This window comes from Nocardia jiangxiensis NBRC 101359, assembly GCF_000308615.1.
Lineage (GTDB): Bacteria > Actinomycetota > Actinomycetes > Mycobacteriales > Mycobacteriaceae > Nocardia > Nocardia jiangxiensis.
Window position 1 is genome coordinate 55,953 of record NZ_BAGB01000045.1, and the last position, 17,398, is coordinate 73,350.

The following is a 17,398-nucleotide window of genomic DNA, read 5'->3' on the forward strand; positions in this document are numbered from 1 at the left end:
CGGCGGAGGGTTGTCCCGGACCGCGCTACCGACGGCGAGTCCGGGCTCGGATTCGAGGTTGCTCGGACGCAGCTTTTCCCGCCGCCGGCGAATCCCGATACGAACACCTGATTTCGCACGAACATGGGTAACTCACCGGGAACGCCCAAAACCTAGCCACCCTCCCAACGGTCGGCCCGAAGCCCAACTGTGTCGGCACCCAACGACCCGCTGAAGTCCCGGAGAGGCGGGGGAGCCAGAGATCAGCTCACACAGGTAGCACCGGATGAATTCTCACGACGCTCCCAGCAACGGCCCGGATGCTCGGGGAACACGAGCCGAACGATGCGCTCGCACGAGTGAACAGGAATGCGATGACGTCATCGGATCCCGGCCGCCGGGCCGGTCGCACCGCGACCCGGGTGCTGGCGGCGCTCGGCGTCGCCGGAACCATCGGCGCGGCCGCCCTGGCCTACACGGACACCCACACCGCGAGCGCGAGCACCACCGGCAATGACAGCAGTACGAGCACGAATCAGAACAGCGTCTCCTCGACCGATTCCGGCACGTCGTCCGGGACCGGAACCGTCCCGCAGGTCGGGACCGGGTCGGGCGAATCGCACGCACAATCGGCCGGATCATGACCGCCCCCACACTGGAACCGGACCGCGTCGCGACCGCCGACTGGTCGGTGTGGAATACGCGCGCCCGGCTGGTGGTCACCGATCCCGCGCATCTGGCCGGGGCCCGGGAGGCGATGTGCGAATATCTCGACGCCGTCGATCGCGCCTGCAGCCGGTTCCGTGACGATTCCGAACTCAGTGGCCTGAGCGCACATCCGGGTCGTCCGGTCGTCATCGGGCCCCTGTTCGCGGAGTATCTGCGCACGGCGCTCGCGGTGGCCGAGAGCACGGCGGGAGACGTGGATCCCACGGTCGGTGCGGCACTCGAACGGCTGGGTTACGACCGGGATTACGCGCTCGTCGCGAACACGGATACGGCCACCCCGATTCCGGTGGTGTTCACCCCGCGCACGGACTGGACGACGGTGCTGCTCGACGAGCGAACCGTGACGGTACCGCGCGGTGTCCGGCTGGATCTGGGCGCCACCGCCAAGGCGATCGCGGCCGACCGCTGCGCACACCTGATCGCCGAACGCTTCGGCTGCGGAACGCTCGTGAGCCTCGGGGGCGATATCGCCACCGCTGGTGCGGCACCCGACGGCGGCTGGCAGATCGAGGTTCGCGACGGGCCGGGCGAGCCCGGCTGCCGGATCAGCCTCCCCGCGGGCGCGGCGCTGGCCACCTCCAGCACCGTGCGGCGACGGTGGAAGCGCGGCGGGCATCTGGTCCATCACATCGTCGATCCGCGAACCGGCGTCGCCGCCGAAACCGTGTGGCGCACAGTCTCGGTCGCCGCGAACACCTGCCTGGCGGCCAATGCGGCCGCGACGGCCGCCGTCGTGCGCGGACGCGACGCGCTCGAACCGCTGCATCGGTCCGGATCGCCCGCGCGGTTGGTCGATCGCGCGGGGCGGATCACCACTCTCGGCGGCTGGCCCGCGGAACAGTAGGGGACATCATGGGACATTCGGCCATGACAGAGGCGCTGTGGGCCTTCGGCCGCGGCAGCGGGATCGCCGCGGTGGCGGTGTTGACCGTCGCGGTCGTCGCCGGCATCGCGGCGCGCTCGGGACGCGCGATCACCTTGCCCCGCACCGCGATCGCCGATCTGCATCGAGGTGCGTCGCTCATCGCGTGCACACTCGTCGGCATCCACGTGCTGAGCCTGCTCGCCGATCCGGACGCACAGTTGCGGCTGATCGACATCGTGGTGCCCTTCGCCGCGAACTACCGACCCATGTGGATGGGCCTGGGAACCGTCGCGGTCGATCTGTTCATCGCGGTGGTCGTCTCGGCGCTGCTGCGGCACCGGCTCGGCCCGCGCACATTCCGCCTGATCCATTGGGCCGCATACGGTCTGTGGCCGGTCGCGCTGATCCACGCACTGGGAACCGGCACCGACGCGGCCCGGCCATGGCTGCTCACGGTTGCCGGGGCCTGCATTCTCGCCGTCGCCGCCGCCGTGACCTGGCGGACCGCAAGCAATTTCACCGAATTCGGACGGATACAGCGAAGGAGTGCACGATGAGCACGACGACCACAATCATCGAGCCCGCCGCGCCGACCGGCGTTCGGCGGCTACTGCTTGCAGGGCCCGAATTAGCCTCGCATACGAAGTGTTTCGGGTCTGCACCTACCGGGGGCACCGCATTTCTGGACGCCGTAACCGCCTCCGGGTTGAGCGGCCGGGGCGGAGCGGCCTTCCCGGCCGCACGCAAACTCGCCGCGGTCGCCGCCGGACGCCGAGCAGTCGTCGTCGCCAACGGCGCCGAGGGTGAGCCCGCCAGCAGCAAGGATGCCGTATTGCTCTCCCGCGCACCGCATCTGGTGCTGGACGGGCTCGGCATCGCCGCGGATGCCGTGGGCGCGCGGGAATGCCATCTCTACGCGCCCGCGCCCCTCCTCGACGGTGTCCGTCGCGCACTCGACGAACGCCGGGCATCCGGCTACGACCGGCGTACGGTCCGGCTCACCGCGTCGGCGGAGACCTTCCTGTCCGGGGAGAAGACCGCCGTCATCAACCGGATCGCGGCTTTGCCCGCGCTGCCCGGCGATCAGCTCATCAGCACGTCGCAGGCCGGATTGCGCGGTCGTCCGACGCTGGTGCACAACGTGGAGACCCTCGCGCATCTGGCCCTCATCGCCCGCTACGGACCCCGGTGGTTCCGCACCGCGGGCACCCCCGACGAACCCGGCACCATGCTGGTCACCCTGTCCGGAACCACGGCAACCGGCGTCGTCGAGGTACCCCTGGGCATTCCGCTCCTGGATCTGATCGCCCGCCATGGACGAACCGATCCGCGCACCGTGCGCGCCATCCTCGTCGGCGGCTACCACGGCGCCTGGATCCCCGCCGCCGCACTGCACCGGGCCGCCCTGTCGTCCGCCGCACTGCGTCCCCTGCACGCGTCACCCGGCGCGGGGGTGGTCCGGGTGCTCTCCCGAACCGAATGCGGTCTTCGAGCATCCGCCGACATCATCACCTACCTCGCCGCGCAGAGCGCCCGTCAGTGTGGTCCCTGCCGCAACGGCCTTCCCGCCCTCGCCGAGACATTCGCGCCGCTCGCCGCAGGCCATCCGGTCGATCCCCGCGAAATCGCCCGGCTCGCGAATCTGGTCGACGGCCGCGGCGCATGCGCACATCCCGATGGCACCGCGCGCCTGGTCCGCTCGGCGCTCGACGTGTTCGCGCAGGACGTCGCGCTACACCTGCACGGCCGATGCCAGGTCGCCGGGCGCGATCAAGGCGTGGCCACACCCCGCACCGCGACCGACACCGCCGCAGGAAGTTCCACGACGCGCATCGACACGGACCGCACCCGGCCGATGCGCTCGGTATCGAAGGTCGTCTCCGAACACGGGGCAGCGTCGTGAGTTGTGCCGAGCAAGAGCAGGGCGAGTCGCGATTGCACATCGACTGGACTCGCTGTGATGGGCGGGGTGTGTGTAGCGAACTACTGCCGGAGGTTCTCGGGCGTGACGATTGGGGTTATCCACTCACGCACGACCATCGCGACCCGGTCGTCGGGCCGAACCGGATCGCCGCCGCCCGTGACGCTGTCGAACTGTGCCCGCGGCTGGCGCTGCGCCTGGACCGGATGCGGCGGGGTTGATCGGGGACCGGAGGATCCTCGTGTCGGGGGATCCTCCGGTCCGCGGCTCACAGCGGTTTGCGTAGGGCCGCCACGAACATCGCGTCGGTGCCGTGCCGGTGCGGCCACAGTTGGGCGGCGGGGCCGTCGCCCAGATCCGTCACATCGGGCAGCAGCGGGCGGGTGTCGAGTTCCTCCGCGCCCGTGCGGCGCACGACGTCGGCGACCACCGCGACAGTTTCGGGCAGATGCGGCGAGCAGGTCGAGTACACGACCACCCCGCCGGGGCGCAGCAGATCCCATGCGGCGGTGAGCAATTCGCGTTGCAGGACGGTGAGTTCGCGCACATCGGCCGGGGTGCGCCGCCAGCGCGCCTCCGGGCGACGACGCAGCGCGCCCAGGCCGGTGCAGGGTGCGTCGACCAGGATGCGGTCGTAGCCCGGGGGCAGCCCACTGTCGCGGCCGTCGGCGACGTGAACGGTCACCGGCAGGTCGCGGGTCGCGGTGCGCACCAGTTCGGCCCGATGCTCGGCGGGTTCGACCGCATCGACCTGGTAACCATCGATATCCGCCAGGGATCCCAGCAGTGCGGCCTTACCGCCTGGACCCGCACACAGGTCGAGCCAGCGGCCGCTGTCCGGACCGAGCAGTTCGGCGCGGGTGAGCGCGAGCGCCACCAGCTGACTGCCCTCGTCCTGCACACCGGCCAGCCCCTCGCGCACCGGTTCCAACGCACCCGGATCGCCGCCCTCGAGGTACACCGCATAGGGCGACCAGCGGCCCGGCTCACCACCGGTCACCAGCGCCAACTCCTCGGCGGTGATCGCACCGGGCCGCGCCACCAGATGGACAGCCGGGCGCTCGTCGTCGGCGGCCAGCAGTTCGTGCAACTCCCCCGCCGACGCACCGAGCGCATCGGCGAAAGCCTGCGCGATCCACACCGGATGCGCGTACTCGAACGCCATCCGCCCCACCGGATCCGTCGGGGCGAGCGAATTCACCCACGCCTGCTGATCGCGCTCACCCGCCCGGCGCAGCACGGCGTTCACGAAACCTGCCTTGCCGGAACCGAATTCGGTCCGAACCAGCTCCACCGACGTGTCCACCGCGGCATGCGCACCGACGCGCGTCCGCAACAACTGGTACACACCCAGGCGCAACACGTCCAGCAGCGCGCCGTCGATCTCGTCGACCGGACGTCCGGCACCTGCCTCGATCACCGCGTCGAGCAGCCCGAGCGACCGGCACGCCCCGTACGCCAACTCGGTCGCGAACGCCGCATCCCGCCCCGACACCCGCCGCTCCCGAAGCAACGCGGGCAGTACGAGATTCGCGTACGCGTCCCGCTCCCGCACCGCCCGCAACACATCCCGCGCCACCTCCCGTGGCGCGTCCACCACGGCCTTGCGCCCGCCCTCCCGACGGGCGCGCCCTGCCCCCTCCCCCGCCCGGGCACGATTCTCCTGCCCCCGTGAAGCGCCCTGCGCAGGACGCTTGCCCGGCCGACCACCGCCCTGCCCGCCCCCGGCACGAACCGACGAATCCGCATCGCCGGAATCACGCCGCCCTCTCGCTCCCGGCCGTCCCTGCGAATCCGACCGGTACGCATCGCTTTTCGCCCGACCTCGCGCCGTCGACGCCTGATCCGACGCCTGCGAACCTCCCACTCGCCGAGTCCCCGAACGATCAGAATCGGCACGCCGCGCGCCGTCCTCGCCTCGGCGCGCGCCTCGACGGCCGCCGACGCGTTCGCCCTGTTCGCCACCGGCTCGACGGCGGTCCGAATCCGCCGTTCGACTTCCGCGACCCGCATCACCCGACCGACGCCCGGCAGAAGACACATCCCTACTATCGGAGTTGCGGCCCGAATCACTTTGGCGCGCATTACGGTTCGAATATCCTGCACGTCCGGCCCCGGCACCGCCGCGACGGCGATCGTCCCCGGAGTCGCGTGAACCGCCCGCCGCACCCCGACGCGGCGAACCCGAAAACTCGTCGTCCCCGTCCCGCTTCGGGCGGGTCATCCGATCACCGCGCCGGGCTCGAGGCGAGCGCCGCGCGCCCAGTCGAGGGCGGGCATCATGCGTTTGCCGGGCGGCTGAATCTGATCCAGCCGGACCGCGGTGGTCGCGGTGCCGACGAAAACGCCCGATTTGCGGACCTCGATCACGCGCGGCGGCAGCACCTCCTCCACCAGTTCCACCGGACCGAGTTTGATTCGCTTACCGTCGATTTCGGTCCATGCGCCCGGCGCGGGAGTGACCGAGCGGATGCGCCGGTTCACCGCCAGCGCGGGCTGATCCCAGCGGACGTGCGCGGCCTCCACATCGACCTTCGGCGCGTACGACACCCCCTCGCCGGCCTGCGGAACGGCCTGCAGCACACCGTCCTCGATCCCGTCCATGGTCGAATCCAGCAGTCGCGCACCGGATTCGGCGAGACGATCGAGCAACGCCCCGGCGGTGTCGCCGACGCCGATCTTCTCGGTGAGCACGCCGAAGACGGGCCCGGTGTCCAGCCCCTTCTCGATCCGGAAGGTGCACGCGCCGGTGATCTCGTCCCCGGCCAGAATCGCGGCCTGCACCGGCGCGGCCCCGCGCCAGGCGGGCAGCAGGGAGAAATGCAGATTCACCCAGCCGTACCGTGGGATGTCGAGCACCTGCTGCGGCAGCAGCGCGCCGTAGGCCACCACCGGACAGCAGTCCGGGGCCAACTCGGTGAGCTGCGCGACGAATTCGGGATCCGCGGGCTTGTGCGGGGTGAGCACCGGAATCCCGTGCTCGTCGGCCAGGCGGCCGATCGGCGAACGCGACACCTTCCGGCCGCGGCCCGAGACGGCGTCCGGACGGGTCACCACCGCGACCACCTCGTGCCGCGTGGACTCGATCAGCCGCCGCAGCGAGGGCGCGGCGGGCTCGGGCGTCCCGGCGAAGATCAGCCGCATCAGTCCCCCTGTCCCGCCGAGGCCACGCGGGCCTCGGCCACCTCGGCCGCCGACATGACGGTCTTGCCCGCACCGAACCACTCGGATTCGCGCACCTCGCGCAGCGCCGCCTTGCGTGCGGCCGGGTCGAGCCGGTCGAGATAGAGCACGCCGTCGAGGTGGTCGAACTCGTGCTGCACGCAGCGCGCCAGCAGCCCCTCGGCCTCGAATTCCACCGGTGCGCCGTCCACGTCGACGCCCCGGGCCCGCACCCGCAGCGAGCGGGTGACGTCGTAGCGCAGTCCCGGAATCGACAGGCATCCCTCCGCGCCGGTCTGCTCCTCGTCACCGAGTACCTCGTACGACGGGTTGATCAGATGTCCGGCACGAGGCGTCCCGGCGCGGGTCGCGGCGACCGTGTCGTAGACGAAAACCCGCAGGCCGACGCCGATCTGCGGCGCCGCCATGCCGACGCCGCCGCTGGCGTGCATGGTGTCGGTCAGGTCGGTCACCAGTTGACGCAACTCCCGGTCGTAGGAGGTGGCCTCGTCCGCGCGGGCGCGCAGGACGGGGTCGCCGAACAGGCGAACGGGTTGGACGGTCACGGTAACTCCCCGAGGCGATGAAAGAATGCGGTCGCCCTATTTTACGGATCGCCCAACTCAGGTGTGCGCGCCCAGGATCACCTCGGGAATTCCGGTGCCCAGCGGCACGAACCGGCAGTCCGGGGTGCGCACGTGCGACGGGTCGAGCACATTGCGCAGCAGCTGCTGCGCGTACGGGTCGTACACCATGTGGAAATGCCCGGTCAGATCGACCGGGCACAGATCCTGCAGCACGAGATTACGCGCGCGCGGACCGCGTAGTCGCATACTGTCGAAGGGCTGGATCATCTCGTCGACGCGGCTGATGATCGTGGTGTAGTCCACGCCCGGCACGGTGTCGCCGCCGGCATTCATCTGCCGGATGAACGGGGCGCCCGCGGCCTGCTGAATCGCGGCCAGCGAGGTGAGGTCCCGGTAGAACGGCCACAGTCCGGGCAGCGCATCCGCCAGCGGCACCAATCCGTACATGATCCCGCCGTTCGTCGGCGAGGCGAGCCCGACCCAGCGCGCGACCTTGGCCGCGCCGCCGAGCTTGTCGATGTAGTACCGGGTCACGTTGGCGCCCTGGGAGAATCCGACCAGGTCGACCTGTCGCGCACCGGTCGCGGCCAGCACCTGGTCGACGAATTCGCCGATCTGCCGGGACGAGAGCCACAGATCCTCGGTGCCGTAGAAGTCCGCGCCGGGTCTACCGCCGTAATCCGGTGCGAAGACACAGAATCCGGCCTGCACGAGCTGCGGTCCGATCGCCGCCCAATCGGTGTAGGCCGAGGCGTCGGTGCCGTGCGCCAGGATCACCGGACGCGGATGCTCGGCGGTGGGGTGGCAGCGAAAGTCGTTGGCGCCCTGCGGAGTCGCGCCGGGATGAGCTTGCTGATAACGCACCGCACCCAGATGTTCCACCTGTGGCGGGCCCGGCTCGGTGGGCACGACGGCCGGTCGATATCCGGGCGGCCGCGGCGGTTCGGACCGAGCGGGCGTACCGATCCCGAGGATCAGCACGCCCGCCAGTGCCGCCGCCGCGGCCGCCCGACATGATCGGTTCCGGCGACGCGATCGTCTCGGTGACCGGTCCCGATCACTGTGGCGCCCGCACTGTGCCATATCTCGATCATCGCGCACCCCGGACCCGACATTCGCGCCTGCGCAGAAGATGTCACCGGTCCGAGATCACGGCTCACTTGTCCTTCTCGCCGGTCTCGTCGTCGGCGAGGATCCGGTAGAGCGAGCGACGGGCCTCGGTGAGTACCTCGGCCGCCTTGGCCGCCTGCTCCGCGGTGCCCGCACGAGCCACCTGCGCGACCGCACCCATCAGCTGTCCGACGAGTTCGCGCAGATCCAGGGCCTGATCCCCGACGCCGTCGCGGACCTCCTGCCAGGGATCGCCGAGTTCGGCCGCGTGCTGCTCGACGTATTCGACGCCGGACTCGGTGAGCTTGGCGGTCTTGCGACCGGCCACCTTGTCGATGAGCACCAGCCCCTCGTCCTCGAGCTGGGACAGCGCCGGGTAGATCGATCCCGGGCTGGGCCGCCAGACGTCGCCGCTACGCTCGCGGATCTGCTGGATGAGCTCGTAGCCGTGCATCGGACGATCCCGCAGCAACAGCAGGATCGCCGCACGCACGTCACCGCGCCGGCCCCGTCCGCCACGACCCCGGCCGCGACCGAAACCACGACCGAAGCCGGGACCGAAATCGCCGCCGAACGGGCCGAATTCCGGACCGAAGCCGGGACCGCCGCCGTGCGGGTGCCGACGGAAGTGCTCGCGACCACCCGGGCCGCGGCCCTCGAATCGGCGATCACCGGAGCGCGGGCCGCCTCGACGACCGCGCATATTCATGTTCTCCATGTTTTCCATGGCAGCCTCCTCAGGCTTGTTCTTACGATTACGTCATCGACGATATATCGACAATGCATCTTAGACAAGTGTGAGGTAGGCCACGAACCGACCGTTCGCTCAGTTCGAGGGGATCCAGTTGCCGTGGAATCCGGTGGGCACCCGGTGCGGCAACGCGATACTCGCCACCGTCTCGAGGGTTCCGGCATCGAGGATGGCCAGCTCGCTCCGGTCGGTCGCCGCGTCCTGGACGAACCCCATCAGCACACCCTCGTCCTCGGCGGCATCCGGCGAGGCGGGCTCGAAGACGAACTCCCCCAGACCTTTTCCGGTGCCGAAGGAACGTTCCGTGGTGTTTCCGGTGCGCAGATCGTGCTTGTACAGCGTCGCGCCGCTCTCCAGATCGCTCCCGACCGCGGGCGCGTAGCCGTATCGGTGCCGCTGCCCCACGAGACGCTCGTCCACCCGCGGAAACTCCTGCGGACGGTCGTCCAGGCGGGACTGCCGAACCTTGCCCGCCCCCAGATCGACCTCCCAGCGATCCAGGGCCGCACGCCCGGACGGACCGCGATGCCCCTGCTCGAACATCGTGTCGTAGCGGACCACGTCCAGCACGATCACGCCGTCCTCGTCGTAGGCGTTCATCGGGTGGAACACGTAGCACGGCTCGATGTCGAACCACCGCACGTCCGCGGAGCCGCCGTCGCGCGGCATCACCCCGATCCGCGCCGGATACTTCGGATCCCAGCTGTACGGCATCCGCCGATCCCGCGCCGGCGTGGGCGAACCCGGGGTCGGCGGCGTCGGCACCCGGACCCGGCCGACCATGGCCGAGAGCATCAGCCGGGCCGGCAGCTGCAGCCCGCGCGGCACGCTCATCTCCGCGGCGATCCGCGCATCGAAGGTGACCGGCAGGTCGTAGAAGACCACATAGCTCTCGGTGAGCGAGAAATCGTGCATCATCGGTGACCCGCCGACCTCGATGTCGACCGTGTGCCGCGCCCGGCCGTCGACGCCGATCACCGAGTACTGCACGCGATTTCCACGCAGGAACGAATACGAGACCGCATGCAGCTCGCCGGTGGCCGGATCACGTTTGGGATGTGCGGTGTATCCACCGGTCAGCGTGCCGTCGAAATCGCAGGGACCGACCGTGTCGAGTTCGTCGGTGAGTTCGTACGCCGATCCACCGCCCTCGACGATGGCCACCGTCCGCCCGGCGACCGCGATCACGCTGGTGTTCGGCCCCTCCCCTCCGGTGGCCGACATACCGGCGAGCGGCTCCTCACCGAGTGCGACCGAGGTCATCGGGCCGCGCACCCAGCGATTGCGGTACCACTCGGCGCGGCCGTCGCGCAGGCGCACGCCGTGCACCATGCCGTCGCCGCGGAACCAGTGATACAGCTCCGGATCCAGTTCACCGGCCGGATTCGGGCCGTTGCGCAGATATCTGCCGTCGAGGTGATCGGGAATCGTGCCGGTCACCGGCAGATCCGTGAGGGTGAATTCCTGGTGGAGCGGCGCGAAGCCGCCCTCGAGATAGCGATTTGCCATGCCCGGTTCCTCCCATATAACAGCGTTATATGGACTAGAATAACCCCGTTATGGAGGTGTGGCAACAGTGAGTTCTCATCCCCGCCAATCGAATCGGCGGACCGGCGCACATATGCGCGAACAACTGATCGACGCGGGAACCCGGCTGCTCGAGGAGGTCGGCCCCGAGGCGCTGCAGGCGCGCCGGGTCGCCGCGGAGGCGGGTACGTCGACGATGGCCGTCTACACCCATTTCGAGGGCATGCCCGGACTGGTCTCGGCCATCGTCGCGGAGGCGTTCATCCAGTTCGGCGCGGCTCTGGAGGCGGTCGCGCCGACCGAGGATCCGACCGCCGATTTCCTGGTGATGGGCGCGGCCTACCGCCAGTACGCCCTGGCCAGCCCGCAGCGCTACCGGCTGATGTTCGGGCTGACCTCACTGCACACCGGTTCGGTGCACGACTTCACCGCCGAACCCCTGCGGGAGGGAACCGACACCGCGACGTATCAGCAGCTCGTCACGGTCGTGCAGCGGATGATCGACGCGGGGCGCATCCGCGCCGATCCGACCCGGCAGGTGGCCGCGCGGCTATGGGGACTCATCCACGGCGTCGTCCTGCTGGAGCTGACCGGACATCTCGGCACCCAGGGCCAGGCCCTGACCGCCGTGCTCGGCCCGGCAACCATCGACCTGTTGACCGGAATGGGCAGCGACACAGCGGAATTGGAGGTTTCGATGCAGCGCGCCCTGGGGACGATCATCGAAACCTTCGGGCTCACCCTCGACCCCGGCAGCGCGGGAACCGAATAGGACCGCGGCCGACCGGTCGGCGGATCCCGCTCAGGCTGCCAGCGAATCGATCCAGTTCTCGAGCCGACGCCCCTCCGCGACCATCAGCTCCGGATCACGAAAAGTATTGGTGAGCAGCGAAATTCCCTGATAGGCGGCGACCAGCGCCACCGCGAGCTCGGCGGCGTCCTCCCGCCCCATCGCCGCGAACTGTGCACGGACCCAGTCGATCAGCTCCCGCATGACCACGGCCAGCTCACGATCGAGCCCGTCGTCGCGCTTGTCCAGCTCGGCGGCCAGAGTCCCCGAGGGACAACCGAACCGGGCCGCGAGGTCGCGCCCGCCGACCCACGCCCGGACGAGTTCCTTCAGGCGGTCGGCCGGGACCTCGTTGCGCTCGAGTTCCGCGACCACGTTCCGCAGACCCTCCGCATGCGCGCCGATGGCGGCCTGGACGAGCTGATCCTTGGTCTTGAAGTAGTAGTAGACGTTCCCGACCGGCACATCCGCGGCTCGCGCGATATCGGCGATGGTCGTCTTCTCCACGCCTTGCTCGTGAAAGATCCGCGCGGCGGCCGCGGCGAGCCGTTCACGCTTGCCCACCCGCTTCGGCTCGTCCGAGTCAGTCATGCAACTAACTATAGACAACGCCGGGTCACGGGCCGTATTCTGCTTTAGTCAGCCAACTAACTAAGGAGATGACGATGTTCGTGGTGACCGGAGCGACCGGCAATGTCGGCGAAGCACTCGTGCAGACCCTGGCCGGGCAGGGCGAGAAGGTGGTGGCGATCTCCCGGGGTGCGAAGCAGAGCCGCCCTCGGGAGGGCGTCGAGTACCGGCGCGCCGACCTGTCCGATCCGGACGCACTCGCGGCGGCCGCCGCCGGTGGCGACGCACTGTTTTTGCTGCTGTCCGGGGAACAGGGCGTCGCCGGACCTCCGCCCGTCGATGTGCTGCGCGCGCTCGAGCGGGCCGGAATCGGGAAAGTGGTGTTGCTGGGTTCCCAGTCGGCGCACACCCGTCCCGGGAACGCCGCGGCCCCGCGGATCACCGCTTTCGAAGCCGCACTGCAGGATTCGGATCTGACCTGGACGGTGCTGCGGCCGGGCGGATTCTTCTCGAACACCTTCGCCTGGGTCGAGTCTGTCCGCACCCAGCGGGCGGTGTACTGGCCGTTCGGCGATATCGCACTGCCCCAGGTCGATCCGTCCGACATCGCCGAGGTGGCAGCCACCGCGCTGCGTTCGGACGAGCACGCCGGACGTGCCTACACCCTCACCGGCCCCGAACTCATCACCCCGCGCGAACAGGTCCGCGCGCTGTCCGAGGTACTCGGTGAGTCGATCGCCTTCCACGAACTCACTCGCGCCCAAGCGCTTTCGGCCATGACCGAGTACATGCCCGAACCCGTCGCCGAGGTCACCCTGTCCATCCTGGGGACTCCCACCCCTGAGGAACAGCAGGTCGGTCCGGACGTCGAGAAGGTTCTCGGCCGCACTGCCACCCCGTTCGCCACCTGGGCAGCTCGTCACGCGGACGTCTTCCGCTGACCGTTCACCGTCCCGCACCGCATGTCGGGGTGCTGCGGGCAGAGTCGACTGCGGCTCAGCCCGTTCGGCCCTGGACCACCCATCGGCGGACGTCTTCCGCTGACCACCCGCCGTCCCGCACCGCATGTCGGGGCGCTGCGGGGCGGAGTCAGCTGTGGCTCAGCCTATTTCGCCCTGGGCCGGCCGTCCGCGGACATCCTCGACCGACCTTCCGCGTTGCCGCACCACACCTCGGGGGGGCAATGCGGAGCGGGGTCCGCGGCTGTGGCTCAGCCGATGTCGATGGGATCGATCTGTACGCGCAGCGGATCACCCGAACGGTGGGTGCTGCGGACGGCGAGGGCGGCGGTCAGGGCACGGGACATGGCTGCCGCCTGGCCCCGGTCGGCGCGCAGGATCATCCGCTCGATCTCGGTCGGGGCGTCACCGGCGGAGAACGGGGTGCGGGCGCCGGGCGGGAGCGGTACCGGGCCCAGCACTTCCACACCGGCGGGAAGTTGTGTCTCACCGAGCAATTCGGCGATGGAATCGGTGGTTCCGTCGAGCGCGGCGAGGCGGACCGCGGGCGGGAAACGGACCTCCGCCCGCGCCGCCAGTTCGAAATCCGCGTGCGTCACCGGATCCCAGCGAACCAGCGCCTGCACGGTCGGCAGCGACGGCTCCGCCATCACGATCACCTGACCGGACGAGCGGACCAGCGCGGCGGCGGACATCCAGCGCCGCAACGCATCCTCGGCCGCACGCAGGTCGGCGCGCCCGAGCAGCGCCCAACCGTCCAGCAGTAGCGCGACACCGTAGCCGCCCGGCACACTCGGCTCCGCGCCGATGGTGGACACGACCACCTGCGGTCCTTCGGAGATCGAATCCAGCACGGTCGCACCGCCGGACCCCCGGATCGGCACGCCCGGGAAAGCCCGCCCCAGTTCCTCCGCCGTGCGCGCGGCGCCGATGACCACCGCCCGCAACGCCCGTGCACCACAGGCGCCGCAGCGGAAGGCCGCATCGGTCCGGCCGCACCAGCGACACCGGGGACTGTGCGCGATCTCCTCGGATCGGTTGCGCGACAACGCAACCCCCAACTCCCGTGCCGAACCCGGGCGGCCCGCGTCCTCGACGGGACGAGCCGCGGCTGATTCACCGGGTAGCGCAAGCGGCCCGTTGCAGTGCCGGCATCGTGCGGGCGTGCGGCACCGCGCGCACGACAGCGCGGGGACGTAGCCGCGCCGCGGTACCTGCACCAGCACCGGATCTCCGGCGGCAAGGGCCTTGCGCGCCGCGGTGAAGGCCACCGCGGGAATCCGGACCGCCCGCGCGACCGGATCCCGTTCCAGCGCAACGTCACTGTCCCCGGGCGCGCTGATCCGCGGCGCGTACTGCCGCACCACGGCTCGATCCGCGACCAGATCGTGTGCCCACCCCGACGCGACGACGGCCTGGATCTCCGCGGTCCGCGCGAATCCGCCCGCGAGGAAGGCCGCGCCGGTCTCGTGCGCGCGCAGCATCGCGACCTCGCGGGCGTGCGGATACGGCGACCGCGGTTCGGCATAGGTGTCATCGCCGTCGTCCCAGATCACGATCAGTCCCAGATCGTGCACCGGCGCGAATACCGAACTGCGCGTTCCCACCACGATTCGCGCGGTCCCCCGCAACGCCGCCAGCCACCGCCGATACCGCGCCGAGGGCCCCAGTCCCGCGGCCAGCCCCACCGCGGCCTCCCCCACCAGTTCCGTGCAGGCGGCCAGCACCCGATCCAGGTCCCGCTGATCCGGAACCATCACCACGACACTGCGTCCGCTCTCGGCCACCACGGCCGCCAACTCCGCCAGCCGCCGCGCCCAGTCCTCTCCCGGCAACGCCTGCCACGCCGCCCGAGGTCCCTTCCCCGCTGCCAACGCACCGAGGAACGACGTCCCATGCCGATAGCGGGACCACTCCGAAAGTTCCGAAACAGCAATTCCCGCAACGCCATTCACGGGCGTAGACCGATCCGCGACGGATTCCTCCGGCCCACTCAGAGCCTTCCCTTCGGGCTCGGACACCCGACTGTCGGTGGTCGGCTCGAGGTCAGGCGTCGACTGTTCATCGACTCCAGCTGTCACATCATCGACAGCTCGGTCGTTTCCGGTGACGGGATCGAGCGGAGGCGAGGTTCGGTCACCTCCAGCAGCCAGATCAGACGCAGACGAGGTTCGGTCACCCCCAGCAGCCAGATCAGGAGCAGCCGAAGTTCGGTCACCCACAGCAGCCGAATCGAGCGCAGGCAAGGTTCCGCCGCCCCCAGCAGCCGGATCAGGCGGGGGCGAGGTGGCGGTCGTCGCTGTATCGGCTGGTCTCGGTGATTCGGGCCAGGCTTCCGCAGCAACTTTGTGCGGCGACGAGACCTCAACGGGCCGAGGGGAATCCGAGGTCACCTCGGTTGTTGTGCCGTCAGCCTCAGGTTGTGCGCCCGTATCAGGATGTGCGGAGCCGCGGCCTGCCGACGAATCATCCGTAGCGGCAGGCTCGGAAAGGTCCGGCGCGTCGAGTGCTACGGCCGGATCCGCCGCGACCGTTGTCTCAGCGGAGGTTTCCGCATCCGGCTCCCGTGCGACCTGGTCCTTCTTCGAACGTGCCGGCCCCATTTCGGTTCGCGCGTGTCGCGGTGGGATCGCCAGACGCAGGAGGTCGGCTCGGGTCCCGGCGTACCGGGCGGCGACGGCGGTGATCAGCCGCAGGATCTCCGGGGTGAGTACGCGTTCCCCGGACACGACGCGTTCCAGGCGCATCAGAGTGCCGGTGTGGTCCGAACGTTCGAGTCGCTCGAGCAGGAAACCATCGATGAGACGACCCGAAAAACGCACGCGCACACGCACACCCGGCTGAGCGAGCTCGTCCATCTCGGACGGCACGAGATAGTCGAAGTCACGATCGAGATGGGCCGGTTCCAACATCGGCAGAACCCGCGCGACAGGGTGTGAGACGGCCGCCTCGGTCGCGGACGCCCCCGCTCGTTTCCCGCGCCGCTTCCCCGCACCCGCCGCATCGGAGGCGGATCCGGCGGCTCCCGCGGGCACCGTGGCCTCGGCCAATTACTGTCCGGTGGCCGCGCGCACCGAACTCACGCGCGATCCGACGCGGCCTCCCACGCACACCGCACGGCCGCACCGCGTTTCACGGTGCGGCCGTGCGGAGCCGATGCAGTGTGCCAATGGCCTACAGACCTGCCGCGGCACGGAGCTTGTCGGCACGATCGGTGTGCTCCCAGGGCAGATCGATGTCGGTGCGGCCGAAGTGGCCGTACGCGGCGGTCGGTGCGTAGATGGGGCGCAGCAGATCCAGATCGCGGATGATCGCGCCCGGACGCAGGTCGAAGACCTCGCCGATGGCCGCGGAGATCGCGATCGGGTCGACCTTCTCGGTGCCGAAGGTCTCGACGAACAGACCCACCGGGGCAGCCTTGCCGATCGCGTAGGCGACCTGCACCTCGACCCGCTCGGCCAGATCGGCCGCGACGACGTTCTTGGCGACCCAGCGCATGGCGTACGCGGCCGAACGGTCCACCTTCGACGGGTCCTTACCGGAGAACGCGCCACCACCGTGCCGGGCCATACCGCCGTAGGTGTCGACGATGATCTTGCGACCGGTCAGACCCGCATCGCCCATCGGCCCGCCGAGCACGAACTTGCCCGTCGGGTTCACCAGCAGCCGGAAATCGGAGGTGTCCAGCGGGTTGGGCAGCTCCAGCTCGCCCAGCACCGCCTGCACGACCTTCTCACGGATGTCGGGGGCCAGCAGGTTGTCCAGATCGATGTCGGCGGCGTGCTGGGTGGACAGCACGACCGTGTCCAGGCGCACCGGCTGCGCACCCTCGTATTCGATGGTCACCTGGGTCTTGCCGTCCGGACGCAGATACGGCAGCACACCGGACTTGCGCACCTCGGTAAGACGCCGCGACAGGCGGTGCGCCAGCGCGATCGGCAGCGGCATCAGCTCGGGGGTCTCCTTGGTGGCGTACCCGAACATCAGGCCCTGATCACCGGCGCCCTGGCGCTCGATCTCGTCGTCGGAACCGCCGACGCGGGCCTCGTGCGAATGGTCGACACCCTGCGCGATATCGGGCGACTGCGCGCCGATCGCGATGTTCACACCGCAGGACGCACCGTCGAAACCCTTTGCCGAGGAGTCGTATCCGATCTCCAGGACCTTCTCCCGCACGATCGTGGGGATGTCCGCGTAGGCCTCGGTGGTCACCTCACCGGCGACGTGCACCTGACCCGTGGTCACCAAGGTCTCGACCGCCACCCGGCTGTGCGGATCCTGCGCGAGCAGGGCGTCGAGAACGGAATCGCTGATAGCGTCACAGATCTTGTCCGGATGGCCCTCGGTCACGGACTCACTGGTGAATAGGCGGCTGCCACTCGTGCCCACAGTTCTCCCTCTCCCTCAACGGGTTTCTCGTCACTATTCCAAACCACCGACGCAGTGGG

At 69.8% G+C, this 17,398-nt stretch carries 17 protein-coding genes and 1 pseudogene; 7 read left to right on the forward strand and 11 right to left on the reverse strand.

Annotated features, from left to right (window positions below; genetic code table 11):
* The first annotated feature begins 353 nt into the window (after positions 1-353).
* The 5 genes from ON40_RS19380 to ON40_RS53260 are packed head-to-tail and all read left to right on the forward strand — an operon-like array spanning position 354 to position 3,715.
* Positions 354-623 carry a hypothetical protein gene (locus ON40_RS19380; protein ID WP_157186346.1) on the forward strand — a complete coding sequence of 90 codons (270 nt, stop codon included), beginning with the start codon at positions 354-356 and terminating at the stop codon, positions 621-623.
* Complete coding sequence (locus ON40_RS19385; protein WP_040824966.1) at positions 620-1,552, forward strand: FAD:protein FMN transferase; 933 nt, start codon at positions 620-622, stop codon at positions 1,550-1,552. The genes ON40_RS19380 and ON40_RS19385 overlap by 4 nt, the downstream gene beginning before the upstream one ends.
* A gap of 8 nt (positions 1,553-1,560) precedes the next feature.
* On the forward strand, positions 1,561-2,130 hold the full coding sequence (locus tag ON40_RS19390; protein WP_245567892.1) for a ferric reductase-like transmembrane domain-containing protein: 570 nt from the start codon (positions 1,561-1,563) through the stop codon (positions 2,128-2,130).
* On the forward strand, positions 2,127-3,476 hold the full coding sequence (locus ON40_RS19395) for an NADH-ubiquinone oxidoreductase-F iron-sulfur binding region domain-containing protein (protein ID WP_083895780.1): 1,350 nt from the start codon (positions 2,127-2,129) through the stop codon (positions 3,474-3,476). Before ON40_RS19390 ends, ON40_RS19395 begins: the two co-directional genes overlap by 4 nt.
* Positions 3,473-3,715 carry a ferredoxin gene (locus tag ON40_RS53260; RefSeq protein ID WP_051193308.1) on the forward strand — a complete coding sequence of 81 codons (243 nt, stop codon included), beginning with the start codon at positions 3,473-3,475 and terminating at the stop codon, positions 3,713-3,715. Before ON40_RS19395 ends, ON40_RS53260 begins: the two co-directional genes overlap by 4 nt.
* A gap of 47 nt (positions 3,716-3,762) precedes the next feature.
* On the opposite strand, the gene ON40_RS19405 is transcribed toward ON40_RS53260, so the two are convergent.
* From ON40_RS19405 to ON40_RS19430, 6 genes are all read right to left on the reverse strand, one after another.
* Positions 3,763-5,094: an RsmB/NOP family class I SAM-dependent RNA methyltransferase gene (locus ON40_RS19405; protein ID WP_373281935.1), complete on the reverse strand. Its 1,332-nt coding sequence runs from the start codon at positions 5,092-5,094 to the stop codon at positions 3,763-3,765.
* Between the two features lie 620 nt (positions 5,095-5,714).
* Positions 5,715-6,638 (reverse strand): methionyl-tRNA formyltransferase, encoded by a 924-nt coding sequence (gene fmt, locus ON40_RS19410; protein WP_040824968.1) that lies wholly within the window; start codon positions 6,636-6,638, stop codon positions 5,715-5,717.
* Positions 6,638-7,222 carry a peptide deformylase gene (gene def / locus ON40_RS19415; RefSeq protein WP_040824969.1) on the reverse strand — a complete coding sequence of 195 codons (585 nt, stop codon included), beginning with the start codon at positions 7,220-7,222 and terminating at the stop codon, positions 6,638-6,640. The genes fmt and def overlap by 1 nt, the downstream gene beginning before the upstream one ends.
* Before the next feature lie 57 nt (positions 7,223-7,279).
* On the reverse strand, positions 7,280-8,152 hold the full coding sequence (locus ON40_RS19420) for an esterase/lipase family protein (RefSeq protein WP_245567893.1): 873 nt from the start codon (positions 8,150-8,152) through the stop codon (positions 7,280-7,282).
* Between the two features lie 247 nt (positions 8,153-8,399).
* The gene (locus ON40_RS19425; RefSeq protein WP_040825004.1) at positions 8,400-9,071 is read right to left on the reverse strand and encodes a PadR family transcriptional regulator; all 672 of its coding nucleotides are present in this window, start codon (positions 9,069-9,071) and stop codon (positions 8,400-8,402) included.
* 108 nt (positions 9,072-9,179) lie between these two features.
* Positions 9,180-10,613 carry a carotenoid oxygenase family protein gene (locus ON40_RS19430; RefSeq protein ID WP_040824970.1) on the reverse strand — a complete coding sequence of 478 codons (1,434 nt, stop codon included), beginning with the start codon at positions 10,611-10,613 and terminating at the stop codon, positions 9,180-9,182.
* A 67-nt stretch (positions 10,614-10,680) separates the two neighbouring features.
* Between ON40_RS19430 and ON40_RS19435 the strand changes: the two genes are divergently transcribed.
* Positions 10,681-11,403, forward strand: a complete 723-nt coding sequence (locus tag ON40_RS19435) for a TetR/AcrR family transcriptional regulator (RefSeq protein ID WP_245567894.1) — start codon at positions 10,681-10,683, stop codon at positions 11,401-11,403.
* 30 nt (positions 11,404-11,433) lie between these two features.
* On the opposite strand, the gene ON40_RS19440 is transcribed toward ON40_RS19435, so the two are convergent.
* Positions 11,434-12,012, reverse strand: coding sequence for a TetR/AcrR family transcriptional regulator (locus ON40_RS19440; protein WP_040824971.1), 579 nt, complete (start codon positions 12,010-12,012; stop codon positions 11,434-11,436).
* 74 nt (positions 12,013-12,086) lie between these two features.
* On the opposite strand from ON40_RS19440, the gene ON40_RS19445 reads away from it, so the two are divergent.
* Positions 12,087-12,932 (forward strand): NAD(P)H-binding protein, encoded by an 846-nt coding sequence (locus tag ON40_RS19445; protein ID WP_040825006.1) that lies wholly within the window; start codon positions 12,087-12,089, stop codon positions 12,930-12,932.
* A gap of 269 nt (positions 12,933-13,201) precedes the next feature.
* On the opposite strand, the gene ON40_RS56505 is transcribed toward ON40_RS19445, so the two are convergent.
* The 4 genes and pseudogenes from ON40_RS56505 to metK form a co-directional block, all read right to left on the reverse strand.
* On the reverse strand, positions 13,202-14,905 hold the full coding sequence (locus tag ON40_RS56505) for a primosomal protein N' (RefSeq protein WP_040824972.1): 1,704 nt from the start codon (positions 14,903-14,905) through the stop codon (positions 13,202-13,204).
* Between the two features lie 122 nt (positions 14,906-15,027).
* Positions 15,028-15,168: a hypothetical protein gene (locus ON40_RS56510; protein WP_157186347.1), complete on the reverse strand. Its 141-nt coding sequence runs from the start codon at positions 15,166-15,168 to the stop codon at positions 15,028-15,030.
* A 385-nt stretch (positions 15,169-15,553) separates the two neighbouring features.
* Positions 15,554-15,862, reverse strand: a pseudogene (locus ON40_RS56515) (primosomal protein N' family DNA-binding protein); the annotation flags it as partial.
* A gap of 262 nt (positions 15,863-16,124) precedes the next feature.
* Positions 16,125-17,339 (reverse strand): methionine adenosyltransferase, encoded by a 1,215-nt coding sequence (gene metK / locus ON40_RS19460; protein WP_040824974.1) that lies wholly within the window; start codon positions 17,337-17,339, stop codon positions 16,125-16,127.
* Positions 17,340-17,398 lie beyond the last annotated feature (59 nt).

What these genes read in the sequence shown, in the direction of transcription:
- ON40_RS19380 (WP_157186346.1), top strand. Translation starts at nt 354, where the DNA reads ATGACGTCATCGGATCCCGGCCGCCGGGCCGGTCGCACCGCGACCCGG.
- ON40_RS19385 (WP_040824966.1), top strand. Translation starts at nt 620, where the DNA reads ATGACCGCCCCCACACTGGAACCGGACCGCGTCGCGACCGCCGACTGG.
- ON40_RS19390 (WP_245567892.1), top strand. Translation starts at nt 1,561, where the DNA reads ATGGGACATTCGGCCATGACAGAGGCGCTGTGGGCCTTCGGCCGCGGC.
- ON40_RS19395 (WP_083895780.1), top strand. Translation starts at nt 2,127, where the DNA reads ATGAGCACGACGACCACAATCATCGAGCCCGCCGCGCCGACCGGCGTT.
- fmt (WP_040824968.1), bottom strand. Translation starts at nt 6,638, where the DNA reads ATGCGGCTGATCTTCGCCGGGACGCCCGAGCCCGCCGCGCCCTCGCTG.
- ON40_RS19425 (WP_040825004.1), bottom strand. Translation starts at nt 9,071, where the DNA reads ATGGAGAACATGAATATGCGCGGTCGTCGAGGCGGCCCGCGCTCCGGT.
- ON40_RS19430 (WP_040824970.1), bottom strand. Translation starts at nt 10,613, where the DNA reads ATGGCAAATCGCTATCTCGAGGGCGGCTTCGCGCCGCTCCACCAGGAA.
- ON40_RS19440 (WP_040824971.1), bottom strand. Translation starts at nt 12,012, where the DNA reads ATGACTGACTCGGACGAGCCGAAGCGGGTGGGCAAGCGTGAACGGCTC.
- ON40_RS19445 (WP_040825006.1), top strand. Translation starts at nt 12,087, where the DNA reads ATGTTCGTGGTGACCGGAGCGACCGGCAATGTCGGCGAAGCACTCGTG.